A 19518-nucleotide genomic window follows, 5' to 3' on the forward strand; every position below is an offset into this window, starting at 1 on the left:
TTACTTTTTCATGGTCATTTCATATAAAGCAGTTATTTCAGCTTCTGTCAGGGCGCCATCATAAATCGCCAATCCCCCCAGATAGCCATTGTAGTCATTCCCCATCTCTCCCGAACGGTCGACGGCTCCTACCGTAAAATCGGCACCCGCCTCACCCCCGTCAAACAATCCGTCAGGGTAATGGAAGGGATTCCATTGTTCCCGCTCATCGAGACGATCGTCCAGATAGACGCGGGCATATTCGCCGTCATACGTGAAGCTGACCATGTGCCATTCGCTATCGACCGGTGTTTGACCAATCGCACTGGTCATGCAAAATGGGTAACCCGGAGTAGGTCCTCCTTCAGCCGAAACATGTCCGCAAACTTGTTTCTTGCTTTCCCATATCCGCAAATCAAGGAAGAGGCAGTACTGTCTTTGTTTCGCTGTTTCGTTCCAAATGCCGGCGACCGCTTGACAGCCTTGACTTTGTTCCGAACGCCAGCGAATCCAGGCCACGATCGTGAACGCGGCGTGTTCTCCTGAAAAATGCAAGGCTGGACATTCCGCGCGCGGAATGCGGAACCAACGGCCTGGCGACAGATCGGCTGCATAAGGTCCGAAAACGCCTTCTGCTACGGTAGGAACAGGGAGGTTTGCTTCCTGTAAGCGATAAGCGAACTTGCCTTGCCCTTGACGTATCGTTCCGGCAGGCTCTTGAAAATCCCAAAAGCAAACTAAATTGGGGAACGTGTGTACGGCATCGGCTGCCGCCTGATAAAGAAAGTTACTCAATGAATCGTCACTCCTCTTGAAACCGAACGCTTCGATTGCCTCGTGCTGGTTCCATTATTTAGCCAATCCCGCCGCTTTTCGTTCTTCCATCGTACGCTCCGCCTTCTCTTGAGCAGTCCGCAGTGCAGTATTGACATCCGATTTTCCCGTCATCACCGCAGTGATTGCTTCTGTGAAAGGAGGACGCACGGCTGCCGCCTCCTTTGTGAACGATGTCACAGCCGGAAAATTGTTGAAGGTCAACGCGCTTGCATTTTTTCCTTTTAACGAAGGCACCTCTTGTGCCATCTTCTCTGCTATATTCGGCATTTTTAAAGCCGGTAATTGTCCTCTGCGCAGCAAAGTCAGCTGTCCCTCCTCCGATAAAATCGCTGTCATAGCCGCAAATGCTTCATTCGGTTTTTCGCTCAATGATGACAGGTAGAAGTAAATCGGTTCAATTCCGGAGCCCACCTTCGGCAAATCAGAGAACACAGGCAAAGATACCACATCCCAATTGGGAGGAAGCTGTGTCGGATCGGATACGTAACTGGCCAAACCGACCCTCATCGCTAGACGTTGCTCTTTGATAAACGCGTCAACAGTCCCTGTACCAACCAAATATTCATGACCCGGAATGTCGAAGAAGCGTTGGAACGTACGCAGTATATTGGGCCATTGCCCTTCGTTGATTGTTACTTTATTGGTTTTCGGAACGAATACTTCTTGACCGTAGGAATTGAGTTGAATCAAGGTGCCGTTTAAAAATTGATGGCTAAATCCGACGTACTGTGTTCCACCTTCAAGTCGGGTTACTTTACGAGCCAGGTCATAAGTTTCATCCCAGGTCATGCCGTTTTTAGGGTAAGCCACACCAAATTTATCAAAGATATCCCGATTGTAGTAAAGTACATGGTAATTGAGATAAGACGGCAAACCCGGCAAAACCCCATTGTTTGCCGAGGCAAGCATGTCTAACGCCTTGGGTTCCACTTGCTCCAAGTTGAAATTTTGTTTCTTAGCTAGTGGCGTGATATCTCTTAAATAGCCTGCATCCGATAACGCAGCGGCATTATTGATGTTCCCATAAAAAATATCGACTTTTTCTTTATTCGTGACCACTGCATCGAAACCGACTGATGCTGCACTGACCCATTTGAAAGAAATGTTCGGATACTTTTTCACGATACTATTCCCAAACTGTTCCATAAACAATTGTTCGGATGAAGAATTGTACATCCAGTAGATGGACAGCTCTACGGGTTCCTTGGAAATCGTGTCGGCATTCGGTGCCGTTTCTTTTTCTATAGATGCTTTTTCACTGCAAGCACCGAGAAACAATGTAGTCATCATGATTGGCAGTAGCATTCTTAGCTTCCGCCTGCTGCTTTTACTTTCGTGATTCATCATGCGATTCGCCCGCCTTTTTGAGGAAATGACATCCGTTCGTTTGGCACATCTCTATAAAGCGTTTCCAAATATTCTGGTTTGCGTCGATCTTTTCCTCCTTTATAATGAACTGGACGGATTTTGCAGCCGGTTACATCTTTCATTCTAGATGGGCTGGCCCGCGCTTGATATAGAAGAACTTTCGATTTTTATCATCATTTATCGATTCATACGAGTAGAAGAGGAGGATCACATTGCTGATTGATCACGTAAAAACCCATCTGGTGAAGGGCGAAGGTCAATTGTTGGCTCCGTGGGCATTGATTCCTTTTCATATTTTTATCTTGGTGGTCAAAGGCGGATTTCTATACCAAGTCGGGGATGAGACGGTGGAGTTGAAGGAAGGCAGCGGTATCTTTATCCCTCAAGACTCGAGACGAACAGGGACATCGCTCCGTTTCCCGGGTCCCCATCAACTGTATATTACTTATTTCCGGGATGTGGAGCATGCTGATCTTGGCGCATTGTTGGACAAAACATTTGCTCATTTCCAATTTACGAGCAAATATCATTATATTCGGAGCCGCTTTGTTACTTTGCATGAATACTGGCTCGGGAAACCGCCGGGATGGATGCAATTGACCAAAGGGATTGTGATGGAAATGATCGGATTATTGCATGGCGAGTTGGCGGATGAACAACTATCGCCCGTTCAGCGAAATTTGGTCCAGCAAGTGCGAGACTATATCGTACAACACTATCGTGAGCCGATTCGCTTGCAAGAAATAGCCAACAAGATTGATCGCTCTCCGGCCTACGTATCTTCCGCCTTCAAGCAGGCTACAGGCAAATCGATCATGGATGTTATGCATGAGGTGCGGATTTCCGCTGCACGTGATCTTATTTTAAATTCAAATATGTCGATGGAAGAAGTCGCGGAATTTTTAGGGTATTGCAACCAAACTTATTTTGCCCAACGATATAAGCGATTGATGGGCTATCCCCCGACCCATACACTGAAATTGAATCCGAAATAGGGGTTCAAATAAATCGTGATAAAAATCGTAAATTCTTCTATATCAAAAGAACGCCTGATACTTCTAAAATAAGAAATGAAATCGCCCAGCATTCTCTAATCGGAATAGAAAGGGGGTTATTCGGAACATCTCAAACAAGAAGTGTTGACGGGAATACAGGTAGCCTGCGTATTATTTTCAACACGGAATTGCAAACGCTTTCAATTTTGGAATGTGGTTTAGCTCTTCCAAAAATAGGACAAACAGGAGGGTGAATATGGATCGTAGAAAAATGCTGGCAACGATCGGTGTTGTAGGAGCTTCCGCTCTATTGGGGAAATCGCTGCAGGGGGTACAAGCCTCCTCGGTAACGGAAATGGTATACGGTACCGGACCATCGCAAGCGGACGAAATCAATTATAAGTATGCGACTGGTCTTACCGAACGAACGGTTGCCGAACGATTGCGTGACCGGGTCAGTGTGAAAGACTACGGGGCCCGCGGCGATGACAATACAAATGACACAGCGGCCATTAATGCAGCGATAGCAGCCGTTTTTGGCGCTGGGGGAGGCACGGTCTACGTACCGAAAGGAACGTATCTGATCGATGCGGTACGTCCGCCGGGGTCAGGAGCGGGCGGTGTGCAGTTGAAGAGCAACGTGTCGCTTGTTCTTGACCAGGGCGCAGTCTTTCAAGCACTGCCCAACAACCAAGGAACTTATATGATTATTTCGATCTTCGACTGTGTTCGCGCAAGCGTGATTGGCGGAACGTTGATCGGGGAGCGGTATACCCATACCGGGACGACCGGGGAATGGGGGATGGGCATCCATATACAGCGCAGCCAGCAAGTATTTGTCCAAGGGGTGAATATCCGGGATTGCTGGGGGGATGGATTTTATGTCCGAGCATCCTCGGGTACGATCGTCAATTGTGTATGCGACAATAACCGGCGGCAGGGCATGAGCATCGTATCTGCCAATAATTTGTACATCAACGGCTGCGTCTTCCAAAATACGAATGGAGCGCTGCCGGAAGCAGGGGTCGATATTGAACCCGATAACGCAGCGGACCATGTTCGCCACGTCGTCTTCGAGAACTGCCAGTTTTTGAACAATGCCGGCCGCGGCTTCGCGGCGGATATTCGGAATGGAACCGTCTGCGAACATATACAGTTGATCAACTGTGTGTCCCAAGGAAACATCAGGCACTCTGCCATCGTCTTGACCCGAGGCGGTGCAACAACGCGCCATATTGCATTCCGAGGCTGCCGTTTTGACGAAGTCCGGTTTGGCGTAACGGCAAGTCCGGAGCCGATCGACTACATCGTCATGGACCAGGTGACCTGCAAGTTGATTGAGTTCTGCAACGTCACTCATGCTGTAATTGCAAACAGCTTCGTCCTCGGAGGGGGCGTCACCTTTCAAGGCTCAAGCGATGTCGTCGTAACGCGCACGACCATTTCCGACGCTCCTGCACATGCCTTTTCGTTTATACCGGGCATCAGCAAGAGGATCACACTGGATCAGCTTACGATTCATCAAGCTGTAGGCTCAGGCATTGCTGCACAGCTGACGACGGTGCAGCATCTGCAAGTGACGGGCTGCGTCATTCGGGATTGCGGAGGTTCCGGCCTCACGGGCGGAGGACACGATGGAGCGTTTACTACCAATCTGATCATCAATCATGCTTTATACGGTATTGATGCAGATCCGAGTATACGCTCCAATCTTGTAACCGGGAATCGGGTATCGGGCAACGGTGCAGGGGCTGTTCGGGGCTTGACGGACCCGAGTCACGTCATTGCGAATAATATTGGCTTTTAGTATAAAGCGTTGACATGGGGTTAGCCAGTATAGTCTGGTTAACCCCGTTTTTGTTAAAGGGACTTGATCAAGCAATCCAGCCCAATCCGGCGATCAAGAAAAACGAATGGACCGCCATCCGCACCTCTATAAATCTTACGTTGACAACACGGACAAAAGCAGGCTTTATTATAATCAGGACACTTGGAAAAAGAGTCGAAGAGGAAGATCAGGATGGACTGGAATGAACACGCGTTACTGTGGAGTCACGCTTCGATCCGGCTATTGGATATCCGGTACATAACGCTCCAAGGGGAAGAGTCTCCCCCGGAATACCGGCTGCCGGCCAGCGCTTTTTTGTATGCGGTCAGCGGACAGGCATCCGTCCATTGGGGAACGGCTATCTATAAAGTCAAACGGCACCAACTGCTGCACGGAGGCAAGGGAACGAAGCTTGCACTCACGCCGGAAGGGGATTTGTTTGCCTATTATTTGATTTTCTACAAGGCTTCGCTTAGCCACCCCCACAGCCTTAGTCTGCAGCGCTTGTATGCGGAGAACAAGCCGTTCGATGCGTTGTACAGCTGCTCGCTCTCCCAAACCTCGCTGTTGCAAGTATATTTGACCGATATGATTTCGCATTGGCGACAGTCGCAGCCGATGGACAAACTGCGCGTGAAAGCAACGTTTCACCAGTTCATTTTTGAATTGATAAGGATGTTGGAGGAGCGGGCGAGAACGGGAAGCCAACCGGATCTGGTCCAGCTGACCATCCGCCATTTGCAGGATCATTACCAGGAGCCTATCGCAATGGACGTGCTGGCGGCCATGTTTAACTGCAGCATTACGCATTTGTCCCGTTTGTTCAAGCGGGAAACCGGAATGAGTCCGATTCACTATCTGATCCGCATCCGCATGAAGCATGCAGAGCAATGGCTGCTGGGCAGCAATACGGGCTTGAAAGATATTGCCGCCAAAATCGGGTATCCCGACGCCTTTTATTTTAGCCGCATGTTCAAGAAGCATACCGGGTATTCGCCTTTGCAATTCCGTAAGCAATTTGCTCAACCGAAAGAGGAGCCGGCAGTACCGGATTCTCCATTAAACCGTGCCGGATTTGACATGGATCAGCTTGGTCACACCCTCTATACTAATATTGATAACGATAACCATTATCAATTAGAAGAGGGAGAGAACTTATTCATGTTACTTGCAAAAACCCCATCCATGGCTGCGTCCCTCCTGCTCGGCATCTCGTTATTGCTGGGCGCTTGCCAGTCTGCAGCAAATCCGCAGACGGCGGGAGAGGCGTCAACGACGCCCTCAACCACCGCCAAGAACGCAGAAAGCGGGGCAGCCGATGCGGGAGCATTAAAAACGACGCGATTGTATAAGCATATCGACGGAGAGACGGAAATCCCGGTTCAGCCAAAGCGTGTTGTGACTGATCTGAAGGTGGGGCAGCTTATGGCGCTGGGCGTCAAACCGATCGGCAGTGCGAGTTATCCGCTTAAAACCGGCTTTTTTGATACGACCGGCATTCAGGATTTGGGAAACTTCCCGCTCAGTCTGGAAAAGCTGGCTATGCTTGAGCCGGATTTGATTATTTTGACGGAAGCGTGGCGAGAAGGGGGCGGCTATGCGGCTTTCTGCAAAATTGCGCCTACTGTCGTTATTCCGAACCATGCCAAGGATATGGACGAGGAGCTCCGGATGTTTGCCGATATCTTGGGCAAAAAAGAGCAGGCCGAGCTTTGGCTGGCGGACTTTCATGCCAAGGTGTCGCAGGCGAAGAAGAATGTGAACGCCGTGATCGGACCCGACGAAACCTTCTCGATTTTGAACGTGCGGGCGAAGCAGTTTTTTATATACAACGATGTGAACATGGGTGGAAACGTCATCTATAAGTATCTCGGACTCAAGCCGCAGGCAAAGGTACTGACCGATGTCATTCGGGGAGATGTGTGGGAAATAGCGGCCGAGGTCATCCCGGAATACATCGGCGATCATTTGTTCATCGCCACCAATAAAGGCGCCGAGGAGGCACTGCAAAAAAATCAGAAAATATGGGCGAACACGGCGGCCGTGCACAAGGGCCATGTATACGACATCGATTTCGACCTATTCCTGCTCACCGATCCGATCAGTGTGTCCTATCAGTTGGATATCATGACGAAGCTGCTCGTGGAGAAAAATCGGTAAGGAACTAGTAATGTGACTCAAGCCGCGAAAGACTGGCAATAGAATTAGCGGCAGAGGCGATATGTCCGGCCGCTAATTCGTCGTCAACCCTAACAACCGCTGGCGACGGATACAAACTCTCAAATTCAGCATGGAGTATAAGCACGATTTGATTCGGCAGGCCAACTTGAGCACGCAGAATATGATGCCAAAGTACAGTGAAAGAACCGCTTTTATCCAAATTCACGGCTTCGATGCCTTGAAGTTTGATTGGCGAAGCTCCATCGTAATACGTGATCTTGCTTGTAACAAGCGATGGAACCGATCTTTCTTTCTTGGTAGAGGGGATCTTCTTAGGGCGAATAAACAGCTCCCACAAAACGATACAAATAGCGGGAAGAAGGAAGGCTAGAACGGCCAGACCCTTGCTTGAGGTTAACAGCAACGTTCCTAAAAAAAGTCCCGCCGATAGGCTACCAAGCAGCCAGAAATATAACCCTTCCAACCGTTTCGAAGTTTTTGAAGATGTCGAATTAGCAAGCCGCGTTTCTTCTAGCTCCGGCGTAACCGTGGCTTCTTCTTTTTTCTGGTCTTCACTATTCCCTTCTCTCTTTGGTAAATGCTCGCCTCCCAACTGATACGGATTCATGGTATCGTTCCAGCGCTCAAACCATAATTCGTCTGGACGCCACCACAGATGAAGGCATTGCTCGATCTGCTCCAAGTACTGATGGGGGTCCGTATAAAAATGAAAATACTGAGCCAATTCCAGATGAATAACAGGAGATTGATGCGTTTGCACGTGTGTAAATAAAGTTTCCAACCATTCTAACATATAAGGACCAAGCGCCGGGAAACGTGCCAATGTAACAGGCAAGCTCTGGCGCAATTGCGTAACAGCCTCTCCCCATGGAATATGCCAATTTAATGCCTTCGCAAATGCTTCCCATTCGGGTAAATCCTCAAGATCCTCATGTTCCAGGTGGGGTTTAACTGCATGCCAAGCTGTCATCAGCCGCTCGCGGTAACATTGATAGTGCTCCTGAGTGACGAAACTGAACCACAAGGGTGCGAGAAAGTTGTTCGTCTCAAAGGCAACATCTTCATACTGCCCCTCTACTGCCTCCGCAGTCACGCTCAAAAACGTCCGGTTTCCCATCGTTCCCCGCACCTCCTCTTCCTTACTTTAATTGGGATACCCCTTGATCACAACGCAATTTTTCCCATTAGCTTATACCTTTACCCCGCTATTCAACCTTTATATGTACATGAAACGTTACCTTTGTCCCTGTACCTAATGTACTTTTAATAGAAAGTCCTGTTCCGAAGTGCCGTTTTAATCGCTGATCCGTATTGATCAATCCGACGCCTGAACGACTATCCGCATTTCTTTCTAAAATTCGCTGCAATTGATCCTCGTCTATTCCGGCCCCATCGTCTTCGACTGTTATCTCTGCATGCGTCTCATAGAGAGAAATCCGAATCAAAATCGTTCCTCCGCGATTGCGCTTCATGATGCCATGTTTTATCGCATTTTCAACGAGAGGCTGGATCGTAAGAAAGGGGACCTGGACGTCCTCGCAGCCATCTATTTCCCAAATCACCCGTAACCTTTCTTCAAATCGAGCCTTTTCAATATATAGATAAGCGCGCACTAGCCGCAGCTCTTCTTCGATCGGAACAAGAGCATCCATGTTTTGAAATTTAAATTTGTTCCGCAAATAAACACTGAACTCATCCAGCAAATTACGCATCGTATCCAAATTGATTTCACTTAAAGCTTTTACGGCATTCAACGCATTAAATATAAAATGAGGCTGGATTTGCGCTTGCAGCCATGCCGCTTCTAATCGCAGTTGTTCCCGAACGGATTGTTTTATCGTCGTTAGCGCCTCTATCCGCGATTTGATTTCTATCGCTTCCACCGGTTTCGTCACATAATCGTTAGCTCCCGCTAGAAAACCATTCTGAATATCTTCCGGTCGGCTTCTTGCCGTAAGAAGCAAAACCGGGAGCTCTGTAAGTGTAAACCGTTCTCGTATTTTTCGTGTCAGCTCGTACCCGGACATCAGCGGCATCATAATATCGGAGATGACCAGATCCCATTCCTTTACGTCCAGTACAGCCAACGCTTCCATGCCGCTCGTTACCATGGTTATATCATATTCGTCTGGTGGCAAAATGGCTTCGAGCACTTGAAGATTGACGGGATCATCATCAACAATTAATAGGAGCGGACGGTCACGATTCATTTCTAATAAAGTTGTTGGTTTTGCAGCCAGCGAGATATCTGCCTTTTCCGTGTTTATTGTCATATTTGGGGGGATCGGCATCGATGGTATGGATATCGGTTCAAATTCGCCCCTCGCCTCATGCTCTTCCACCACGTCGAAGCCTGCTAGCTTTAATGAAAAGGTGAATGTAGAGCCTTCCCCCAAAGCGGAAGACACCTCTAATGCACCCCCATGAAGCTCAACGAGTTGCTTGCTTATACTCAAGCCCAGCCCAAAGCCGCCTTCAATCAAGGTCTCACTTGTACTGGCTTGCTCGTACGGGCGGAATAGGCGCTTAAGCATATTCTCATCCATTCCGATCCCTGTATCGGCAATAACGATATGAGCTCGTCCGTCCTTTACAAATGCTTGAATCGAAATGCCCCCGTCATTCGTATATTTCACAGCATTATGAAGTAAATTGAAAACGATTTGAACAACCCGGTTCTCATCTGCATTGACGGGAGGAAAATCTTCAGGAATTTGATTCGTTATTTGTATAGACTTCACTTCGGCGTTTAATTGCAGGATATCAAGTACTCCGGTCACAATGGGTTGTACATAGATGACTTTTTTCTGTATGCGCGGATTGCCTTCCCGTAAACTCATCACATCAATCAAATCGTTTAATATCAATGTCATTCGTCGTCCTACCGATAACACCGTTTCAAGCTCTTTGATACTCCGATCCTGCAACAAATGTCGTTCCCGTTTTAACACGGATTGTGACATATTAAGAATGCTATGAAGCGGATTTTTAAATTCATGCGAAGTGTTGGCCAGAAACTGGTCTTTATGGTCATTCATTCGTTGCAAAGTTGTCGCAAGCTCTTTCGTGTTCGCATGCATGATGAAATAATCTTTAAACCATACTGAGGCTAAACAACCCATCGAAATAATGAGATCAAACGGATAGTAGACTAGACTAAATCCGCTTTCCCGCCAGAACAGCAACCAAATAAAATGATGAATCGCCGCAAGGATCGAAAACAACAGCAAAAGATTGCCCTTTATATCCTTCAGTACTTTGTTAAAGATCGTAATCATCGTGATGACTCCGGCAATTCCACCGAGTAAATAATAAACCGGGAAGAGCATCGTCACCTGATACGGATTTAAAAACAACGTAATACCGGCAATCCCCAAATTGATTCCTTTATACACAGGATAAATCCGGTTCCAATAACGAAGTTCGCGATGATTGATGCATTCCAACAAAGCTTGGATCCCAATCAGGAGAGTAATATTCGCCAGCCGATAATCCCAAACATGGCCGATATAAAATATTTGATGGAACAACTTCTCATCACTGCTTAATACATTACTCAGTGTCATACAGAAAGTGAGCAAAGAAAAATAAAGCAGCTTCTTCTCCTTATTTCCCAATAAAAACAAAATCAACGAATAGGCAGCATGTATAAAAAATATAATGGCTGCCAGAAGCTGCATAGAAATGGACACCTTCGTGTTCTTTGCAATCGCTTCTTCTGAACCAAATTTTATGGATCGAACAATGCCGCTACTTCGACTATCCACATAATTGGCTGCCTGAATGACCAGTTCGATTACACCATTTTCATCTGCCGTAAAGCTGGTAGAGTAAGGCAGGTTCTTCGCTATGTAGGCATCCTCTGTTTCCGCCACCCGCCCGGATTTAGCAAGCAATCGGCCATTCACATATACTTCTGAGGAAGTGCGTACGCTGGGGACCCGAATACTATAATTAAGTTCCTTTTCCGGATTTACATAAAGTCGCAAGCGATAAGAACCAAATCCGTATGGAGTCGGCTTCCCGGCATGCAAAGCTTCATTCCATCTTCCCGGAACTTGAATAAGAGTTGGCTCCATCTCGCCTAATTCTTGCTGCTGCTTGCTACCGATCAGCCTTTGCGAGGGATAAAACTCCCATTCCCCATCAAGTGAAACAACATCCCCGTCTTCTGCATTCCAATTTCGCAAATCGACTTGTCCATTTTTGATCGGCTCCAGTTTATGACCCTGAAACATGTCCATCCACCAAAGGCGGGACCCGGATAAAATAACAATGAATAATCCTAGCAATAATAGAATATGCCTCAAATTCAATTGGTATTTGGGTGACTGATCTGCCAAGAAGTATTCCTCTCCTAATCGGTTTCTTCTATGAGCGAGATTTCCTTATGTCTATTATACAGCCATCTCTGCTAAATGGTGTTAGATTAAACGGAATAAACTGGCATGGGGAGTTTCTGGTACTCACCAGTCTGATTCAAGGCCCCGCCGGAGATATTGACTGCACGGTCAAGAACTGCTATGATGGTTCCCATGAGCAGACCAAGAGAATTTGATATCGATCGTGCCCTGCATCAGTCCATGGAAGTATTCTGGACCAAGGGCTTTAAGTCTACCTCCTTTGAGGATCTGACCCGTACGACTAAGGTTAAGAAGCAAAGCTTTTATGGTGTCTTTAAAGATAAGCGAGCCTTGTTCTTGAAGACATTGACGCGTTATCGCGAACTGAGTTTAGCGTCCTTGGAAGAAAGGGTCTCCCAGGAGCTATCTCCCTTACAGAAGTTGCAGACCGTCCGCGAAGCCATGCTGCGTCCAGACGACGACACGGTTGACTGCGGATGCTTCATGGTGAATTCCATATTGGAGTTTGGAACCGAAGACGAGGAGGTAAGCCGCGAGATCGAGTTGATGTTCTCCCGCGTTGAACAACTGCTGGAAGAGATCATTCGTAGCGGTCAGGAGCAGAAGCAGATTACGACCCGTTTCAGCAGCCATGAGCTTGCCGCTTGTCTGAATAATGCTCTGCTTGGCGCAAAGATCCTGGAGAAATCAGGTGCATCCCAGGAACGGATCGCCATGATCTTGCGTACTTCTTTCGCAATGATGGAGCCGTAATTTTTTTTGAAAAGTTCTTGACTACACAGTCAATAATGAAGTGCTTATTGAAAAATAAGGATAAGAAAGATCTCATGAAGGAGGTGGTGCAAAGGCAATAATAAGTGTAATGAAACTTAAACCAAAAATAATCCGAATTCAGCATATCCATTACTCATCTTGGGAGGTACTTCTTATGAATCATACTCAAACTGTTCAAGCCTTATTCGAACCATTCACAATCGGGAATTTGAAGCTGGCCAACCGTATCGTGATGGCGCCGATGACCCGGGCGTTTTCACCGGACGGAATCCCTGGTGCGGATGTAGCCGCCTATTACCGCCGCAGAGCCGAGAACGGTGTGGGCTTGATCGTGACCGAAGGCACGGTGGTCGATCACCCGGATGCCTCCAATCAAGCCAACGTCCCGCACATCTATGGGGAAGCGGCACTACAGGGCTGGGCCAACGTTGTGGCCGAGGTCCACGCAGCCGGCGGACGCATCATCCCGCAGATTTGGCACATGGGGGCAAGAGGCCATGTCGGCGAATATACCGAATCGGAAATTGCGGACATCGTCCAAGCTTTCGCACAGGGAGCGGCAAATGCCAAGCATATTGGGTTTGACGGCATTGAGCTTCACGGTGCGCACGGCTATTTGATCGACCAATTTTTCTGGGAAAAAACAAACTCCCGTACCGACCGCTATGGCGGCGACATGCTGAAGCGCACCAACTTCGCCGTGGAGGTCATCGAAGCTTGCCGTCGTGCAGTCGGGCCGGACTTCCCTATCGTGTTGCGGTTCTCCCAATGGAAGAGTAGCGACTATACAGCAAAACTGGCTGCCAACCCGGAACAGCTTGAGCAATTTTTGGCGCCGCTGGTCGCTGCGGGGGTTGATATCTTCCACTGCTCCACTCGCCGCTTCTGGGAACCTGAATTCGAAGGCTCCGACCTGAACCTGGCCGGCTGGACCAAAAAACTGACAGGGAAACCGACGATTACGGTTGGATCTGTCGGTCTAGACAGTGATTTTACCAGCCTCTGGTCCGAAGGTAAAGGAGCTGAGCATGCCAACATTGATAAGTTAATCGAGAAATTGGAGCACAAAGAATTTGATCTGGTCTCCGTAGGCCGGGCCTTGCTGGTCGACCCAGCCTGGGCCGCTAAAATCCGAGAAGGGCGCATTGCCGAATTGATCCCCTTCACACCGGAGGCTGTTAAGACTCTATATTAAGCCAACGAAAGACAAACAGAAGGGGCGGGTTAGGGCATATTCTTGTCCTGGCTCGCCCCTTATTTACGAATCAAGCTCTCCGGGTCCTGAACGCTCTTCCCCATATAGCTCATTCATATGCTCCACATGAGCCTCTCCCCAATCATTCAAAGCCTGTAACACCGTGCTTAAACCTTTGCCGTAATCCGAAATCGAATATTCAACTTTTGGGGGGACTTGGTTATAAGCCACGCGAAGTACGATATCGTTGTACTCCAATTCTCTTAATTGTTGGGCGAGCATCTTTTTGTTTATATCCGGTATTGCCTTTTGAAGCTCGCTGAATCTCATCGTACCGTTTGAAATAAGCTGAAGCAGAATGACTGGCTTCCATTTTCCTATTAGAATATCCAGGGCTGATTCAAATTTACAGTATTCTTTCATTGGAACCTCCCACCTCCCTCGGCTCTGTTAGGTAACTTTTTATATACCAGGTTTAGAAAAAGTGCCTACTTCCTCAATTCCAATACTTGAGTTTATTATACCTTTAGAGAATGTTGAAAATAAGGAGGTTGGCGCTATTCATGAATATCGCATTATGGATCGTTCAAGGGCTTGTTGCGCTAGGTTTTATCTACTCCGGCTGGTTGAAGGCATTTCAGTATGATAAAGCCAGAGCGTCTTGGGGTTGGGTAAAAGACGTTTCCAAAACGTTCGTCGTCTTGATCGGGTTAGCAGAATTGCTTGGGGCACTTGGAATCATTCTACCTTTAGCGCTGAATATCACGCCTATATGGACGCCAATTGCGGCAATTGCACTTGCCGCAGTAGTTTGTTTCGGCGCTCTATTTCATATTGCACGTAAGGAATATCGAGAAATTGGCGTGAACATTGTCTTCTTCGCGTTAACGGTACTTGTTGCTATTAGTCGTTTTTGAGCCGGTGTTATGAGGTTTCTTCTTGTCATGCGAGAAGTAACAGGAGCTTGTCACGGCGTGACAGCTCCTGAAATTTTACGGATTTCTCCTTCATTCTCCTCAAGATGTAACAACCTTCAGACGCTTCGAACGCATCCACCAGCCCCCGAGCAAGACAGAAATGAAGTAAACAATGCCACAAGTTAAGAACAAAGGCTTCAAGTTGTTCTCCACATAGAGCAAGGAACCAATCATCGGGCCAAGCGCACTGCCTATATATCGGACCAAGTTAAAAACGCCGATCGCAGTAGCGCGTTCCTCTGGAAATTGTTCCGCCAAAATAGTAGTGGGCATCGACGCAGTCAATCCCATCGTAAAGCCAAACAAACAGACGTCCACTATCAAGAGCGGCAACGATAGATGGGCGGTTAAAGCAAACAAAACTACGCTACACGATTGAAAGAGGAATGCATACAGTAAGCCTCTTCCGCTTCCCATTCGATTGCGCATCCAACTGCCAATCGTAATACTTACAATCGTACAGACGGACATAAGGAGGAGGACAAGGCCGACTTTTCCTGATGACATTCGATAAAACGTACTTAGTATTTGGGGCACGAACACAATATAGGCCAAGTAAACAACACATTGTACAAATCCATATAATACTACGACAGCGCCAAGATGGTTGCGAAAAATAATACTGAACGATCTTAGACTGAACTTTTTCGTGGATAATGTCTGTGACTTTGTCTCGGGTAGGAACTTCATATTAGCGAGCAGAAGCAACAGTATTAAGAACGTTAAAAAGAGAAATACTCCTTGGTAACCGAACTTTTCCCCGATCACTCCACCGAGAAGTGGCCCTACAGCAGGTGCAAGTAAAATCATAAGCTGATAAACGGCCATTCCCTTTGCCAGTTCTTTCTCACGGAACAAGTCCCCGATTACAGCTGCCCCTACAACAGGAAGGACTGCCGAACCTATGCCCTGCAAGACGCGGAACACCAAAAATAAACCAATGGAATGGGAGAATGCGGCGCCTAAAGATGCTGCACAATATAAGACAAGCGCAGGTAAAAGCACCTTTCTTCTTCCTTTGCTATCTGCCAGTGGTCCGAACACGATCTGCATGACAGCCAAGGCAACCAAAAATAAAGAGACCGTCAAACTCATTAAATAGCTTGTTGTATTCAGCTCTTTTTGCATGTCGGACAACAGAGGCGTATATAAGTTTTGTCCTAAGGATCCTGTGAAGGCACTGAAGCCAACAAGATATAAGATAAGGCGTAAATTCATAAAGTCTTCTCCCTCTCCCCTAACTGATTATCAGTCAGTTATTTTATATCCCGTTCATTATATTTGACTAACTGACTGTAAGTCAATAAAATAAAATATAAGGAGGAGGAATACCCATGAAGAGAGTTAACAAAAAACCAGAAATTCGACGCAATGAAATAATAGAGACCTCATTGGAACTGTTCAGAGAACAGGGCTACGATCAAACCGCTGTAAGCGATATCGTCAAAAAACTGGGCATTGCTCAAGGTACGTTTTTTTACCATTTCAAAACCAAGAACGATATTATGATCGCCATTGTGGGGCGCTTGGTGGATGAAAAGATTAACAAGATCAAAGCTCTAGCCGAAACCGAAGGAATGAGTGCGGATGCAAAGCTCTATACCATCTTGTGGGAACAGTCCTACGATGATGAGAGCAAGATCGGTGAAGTTCTCCATCATGAATACAATGCATCGATTCACCAGAAATTCCTCGTACAGATCGTACAGGAAAGCGCGCCTTATGTAATACAAATTCTGGAACAAGGGATGTCCGAAGGCATCTTTCAAATTCAAGACCTTCAGGAAACCGCTGAATTTATACTCGTTGGGATTAACTTTATGTTCGACAGAGGGATTTTCTTATGGCAGGACCATGTATTAGAACAGAAGAGATTGTCATTCAATCGGGTGATCGGGCGTATGCTGGGAAATTCCTTAGTCTTTTCTAACCCGAGTACATTGAGAAATCGATAACAAAAGCTTTGGCTGCGTATTCCCTACCAAAATCAAATAGCCGCAATAACGTGTAAGGTTCATCTTACAGTTATTGCGGCTAAAGTTTAATCCCTTACAAAGTTGCTTCCACTTTCAACTCAATCTTCAACTTTACCACTGTTTTGTGATACGAGGTTCAGCTTAACGGGGCTGATGGCGTCGGTTAATCTGCACAATAGCCAGCAAGCTGTCCTTAACACTTTGTTTGGAAATTTGCTTTTCCTTCCAAGATTGCCTTCAGGAATTTTTTCGACTTTCTCAACTGGTTCTGAATGCCTTCAATTTCTTTGATTTTCTGCTCCACCACTTTTTTCTTTTCCTCATAGGATAAATGAAGTTGTTGATTGACCAGCAAACTTAACTCTTCTATAGAAAATTCCACGGCTAACAATGCCTTCACATCATTGAGATATTCAACGATTTCTTCAGAGTAAATACGATAATTATTCGCATCCCGTTGAAGAAATACGTCCGGAATGAGGTTTTTACGTTCATAGAATCTCAAGGTGGATATCGGCAGACCCGTTACTTTTGAAACGTCATTTATTCTCATCATGGGACCTCTCTTTATATATTGCTATGAACCTAAGTTTATAGTTCATAATACGAATAGGATAACCAATGACATACGCCATGTCAAAAAATTAAGGTTATCCAGAGGAGAGATTCTATGTTCAGCCATATCCAGAACAACGATTTCGCCAGTATCGTCAAGGGACGACGTTCCGTTCGTCATTATGACGAGAACTTTAAAATATCGAAAGATGAGATGAATGAGATGATTACGGAAGCGAGCTTGGCTCCGTCCTCTGCCAATATGCAGCCTTGGCGCGTAGTCGTGGTCGACACTCCGGAAGGAAAAGAAAAGCTAAGACCTCTTGTGCGGTTCAATACGGTACAAAACGACACTTCATCGGCCATGTTGTTGATTTTCGGCGATACCCAAAGCTATTTAAATGCTGAAGAAATCTATAATACGGCCGTGGACCAAGGAAAAATGCCGGCTGAAATACGAGACAGCCAACTCAAAACCATCCTATCGATGTACCCGGCTCTCCCCCAAGAATTGAAAGTTGAAGTTGCCAAAATCGATAGCAGCCTTTTTGCCATGCAGTTCATGCTGGTAGCTCGTGCGCATGGGTATGATACGAACCCAATGGCAGGCTTTGAAGTCGATCAGGTAGCCAAAGCTTTTGACTTGGATGAAGAACGCTATACTCCGGTAATGATTATCTCCATAGGAAAAGCCAAACAAGACGGATATGAATCCGTTCGTTTAAGCTCGGACAAGATTACATTTTGGAGGTAACCTCAAAAATACACTTATAAGCTTGGTTCCGATCAAATCAAATATGGAGCCTACGGAAAGCGATAGTTTATATGCAATACAAACAGCGGCAGCTTCGGACTTTACTTTCTCGTCCATGGCTGCCGCTGTTTCTTTCCTTTCATCCGCGAAAATGTGCCCTAGAAGGAAGCCGTTCCTTTCAGCAACAGCACCGGAACCGTGCCGCGGGAATGGCGGCCGCGCGATGTAATGTCGAGCAGCGCTTCGAGCCGGTCTCCCTTGAACTCGTCGGCCAGAAATGTAAATTCCAGCTCGGTTTTGCCCATGTTGTACGTAGGAAGAAAGACGCTGCTGGTCGAATTTGCCGCAAGCTTCACACCTTCGGGCAAATACCATTTCAGCTCCAGCCATTGCGGGTGGTTCATGAAATCGCTTGTCTCCAGTTGGATCCGTACCGTTCTAGCCTCGCCCGGGCAGAAGAACGGATCTTCCCGGTAGTCGAGAATGGCGGAAAATGCGACGAAGTCGAACAATACGGCATACGGCGCGCGCGACACCACATCTCTCAACTTGGTCGGATTTTTCGGCAAGCCATAGTTGTAAACTCCCTTGCTATACCGATCATCGTTGCGGCAAAACAGCTCGTCGCCTTCCTTCATCTGAAGCGTATAGCCGCCAGGAGCCAATATATCCACGATCGGATAGCCGAGGAACGAAGGCGCCAGCCGGAGCACACGTTCGGTTAACTCGGTAACGGTGGATGGTACAGACAACGTTACGCTCAGATTGTGGATACACTTGGTGTTGATCACATCGCCGAGCGGAGCGGTCCATTCCTCCGGCAAGGCTTGCCGACCCAGAATAATGCCGAGCGTGGCGCCAAGCGTCGCCCCCGTACAGTCCGTATCCTCCCCACAATTGACGGCCGTGCAGAGGCTGCGCCCGAAATCGTCCTCTCCGTAAAGCCAGCCAATGATCGTAATGCCGATATTGCTCGGAGCGTCCCAACCCGGCTCGCCTATGGCAATATCGGTTTCCATATCAGAAATCGGCTGTCCCATCAGTCCGAATGTTCCGGGAACGCCGTTCATGACGACTTTTCGAGCTTCCTGCCAATTCGCGCCGGAACGGTAGGCGTCGATGGCAAGCTTCACGCCCCGAGCAACCCCGCAGTTGTCGGGAATATACGACAGACCGATCTGAATCAACTTCCACTTGTCCGACTCCGCGAACGCGGCGCTCTGGAGCGCCGCCCAAAACACTTCGCCGTATACACCTTCCCCGCTATGGTCGACGATTGCATCCTCATAGGCGTATCGCGCTGCCATTTCCGGTTGACCGGGGGCGAGGCACGCCCAGATCTCCGAACGGATGAAGCTGCCGCAGCTGTCTTTGAGCGGATTGCCGACATGACCCGAAAGTGGAGGAACGAGTCCCATTCTCATGTTGGCTTTGGCTGCGCCGTATTCCGCCCAATCCGGAATGATGAAGGACATCCAGTATTCGCCCAAAATGCGCGCGTCCACCGTCGGGCCGTATTTCTCGACCGCGTTCAGCCATACCAGTTGCAAATCCAGGTCGTCGTTCGGAGGGGGGTTTTGGTTGACCTCCTCCGTGTATCCGACCACGTCAAAGATTCTGCGCTTCCCTTCGAAGGGAGCTCCGAGCGTGCCGCCGATATTTTTGCCCATCCAGCAGCCCATCACCTTATCCCTATATGTATTGAGATCCAATAACACGTCGTTTCCTCCAATCA

The 19518-nt window shown here is 47.5% G+C and carries 16 protein-coding genes; 8 read left to right on the forward strand and 8 right to left on the reverse strand.

Translation table 11 applies throughout. From position 1 onward, the window contains the following. Both ABD796_RS27610 and ABD796_RS27615 read right to left on the reverse strand, forming a co-directional pair. The gene (locus ABD796_RS27610) at nt 1-774 is read right to left on the reverse strand and encodes a LamG-like jellyroll fold domain-containing protein (protein ID WP_344914396.1); all 774 of its coding nucleotides are present in this window, start codon (nt 772-774) and stop codon (nt 1-3) included. 54 nt (nt 775-828) lie between these two features. Beyond that, complete coding sequence (locus ABD796_RS27615; RefSeq protein WP_344914398.1) at nt 829-2163, reverse strand: ABC transporter substrate-binding protein; 1335 nt, start codon at nt 2161-2163, stop codon at nt 829-831. Between the two features lie 233 nt (nt 2164-2396). Between ABD796_RS27615 and ABD796_RS27620 the strand changes: the two genes are divergently transcribed. From ABD796_RS27620 to ABD796_RS27630, 3 genes are all read left to right on the forward strand, one after another. Further along, nucleotides 2397-3179 (forward strand): helix-turn-helix transcriptional regulator, encoded by a 783-nt coding sequence (locus ABD796_RS27620; RefSeq protein WP_344914400.1) that lies wholly within the window; start codon nt 2397-2399, stop codon nt 3177-3179. 256 nt (nt 3180-3435) lie between these two features. Next, nucleotides 3436-4986, forward strand: a complete 1551-nt coding sequence (locus ABD796_RS27625; RefSeq protein WP_344914402.1) for a right-handed parallel beta-helix repeat-containing protein — start codon at nt 3436-3438, stop codon at nt 4984-4986. Between the two features lie 213 nt (nt 4987-5199). Next, complete coding sequence (locus ABD796_RS27630) at nt 5200-7167, forward strand: helix-turn-helix domain-containing protein (RefSeq protein WP_344914404.1); 1968 nt, start codon at nt 5200-5202, stop codon at nt 7165-7167. Nucleotides 7168-7171: 4 nt separating this feature from the next. Here ABD796_RS27630 and ABD796_RS27635 read toward each other — a convergent pair whose 3' ends face one another. Continuing rightward, nucleotides 7172-8305, reverse strand: a complete 1134-nt coding sequence (locus tag ABD796_RS27635; protein WP_344914406.1) for a hypothetical protein — start codon at nt 8303-8305, stop codon at nt 7172-7174. Nucleotides 8306-8393: 88 nt separating this feature from the next. Continuing rightward, nucleotides 8394-11531 carry a hybrid sensor histidine kinase/response regulator gene (locus ABD796_RS27640; protein ID WP_344914408.1) on the reverse strand — a complete coding sequence of 1046 codons (3138 nt, stop codon included), beginning with the start codon at nt 11529-11531 and terminating at the stop codon, nt 8394-8396. Nucleotides 11532-11723: 192 nt separating this feature from the next. On the opposite strand from ABD796_RS27640, the gene ABD796_RS27645 reads away from it, so the two are divergent. Together ABD796_RS27645 and ABD796_RS27650 are read left to right on the forward strand one after the other, a co-directional pair. Continuing rightward, on the forward strand, nt 11724-12305 hold the full coding sequence (locus tag ABD796_RS27645) for a TetR/AcrR family transcriptional regulator (RefSeq protein WP_344914410.1): 582 nt from the start codon (nt 11724-11726) through the stop codon (nt 12303-12305). Nucleotides 12306-12480: 175 nt separating this feature from the next. Further along, a complete protein-coding gene (locus ABD796_RS27650) occupies nt 12481-13521 on the forward strand; it encodes an NADH:flavin oxidoreductase (RefSeq protein WP_344914412.1) in 1041 nt (346 codons plus the stop codon). 63 nt (nt 13522-13584) lie between these two features. Here the strand turns inward: ABD796_RS27650 and ABD796_RS27655 are convergent, their stop codons facing one another. Further along, a complete protein-coding gene (locus ABD796_RS27655; protein ID WP_344914414.1) occupies nt 13585-13944 on the reverse strand; it encodes a winged helix-turn-helix transcriptional regulator in 360 nt (119 codons plus the stop codon). A 140-nt stretch (nt 13945-14084) separates the two neighbouring features. Between ABD796_RS27655 and ABD796_RS27660 the strand changes: the two genes are divergently transcribed. Continuing rightward, entirely contained in the window at nt 14085-14438 is a 354-nt protein-coding gene (locus tag ABD796_RS27660; protein ID WP_344914416.1) for a DoxX family protein, read from the forward strand. Between the two features lie 99 nt (nt 14439-14537). Here the strand turns inward: ABD796_RS27660 and ABD796_RS27665 are convergent, their stop codons facing one another. Further along, nucleotides 14538-15716 (reverse strand): MFS transporter, encoded by a 1179-nt coding sequence (locus ABD796_RS27665; RefSeq protein ID WP_344914418.1) that lies wholly within the window; start codon nt 15714-15716, stop codon nt 14538-14540. Nucleotides 15717-15832: 116 nt separating this feature from the next. Between ABD796_RS27665 and ABD796_RS27670 the strand changes: the two genes are divergently transcribed. Beyond that, entirely contained in the window at nt 15833-16453 is a 621-nt protein-coding gene (locus ABD796_RS27670; RefSeq protein WP_344914420.1) for a TetR/AcrR family transcriptional regulator, read from the forward strand. 214 nt (nt 16454-16667) lie between these two features. Here ABD796_RS27670 and ABD796_RS27675 read toward each other — a convergent pair whose 3' ends face one another. After that, a complete protein-coding gene (locus ABD796_RS27675; RefSeq protein WP_344914422.1) occupies nt 16668-17030 on the reverse strand; it encodes a MerR family transcriptional regulator in 363 nt (120 codons plus the stop codon). Between the two features lie 114 nt (nt 17031-17144). Here ABD796_RS27675 and ABD796_RS27680 point away from each other — a divergent pair, with 114 nt between their 5' ends. Next, a complete protein-coding gene (locus ABD796_RS27680; RefSeq protein WP_344914424.1) occupies nt 17145-17783 on the forward strand; it encodes a nitroreductase family protein in 639 nt (212 codons plus the stop codon). Nucleotides 17784-17941: 158 nt separating this feature from the next. On the opposite strand, the gene ABD796_RS27685 is transcribed toward ABD796_RS27680, so the two are convergent. Then, nucleotides 17942-19501 carry an ADP-ribosylglycohydrolase family protein gene (locus ABD796_RS27685; protein WP_344914426.1) on the reverse strand — a complete coding sequence of 520 codons (1560 nt, stop codon included), beginning with the start codon at nt 19499-19501 and terminating at the stop codon, nt 17942-17944. Nucleotides 19502-19518: the final 17 nt, after the last annotated feature.

This window comes from Paenibacillus hodogayensis, assembly GCF_039536325.1.
Taxonomy (GTDB): domain Bacteria; phylum Bacillota; class Bacilli; order Paenibacillales; family NBRC-103111; genus Paenibacillus_AB; species Paenibacillus_AB hodogayensis.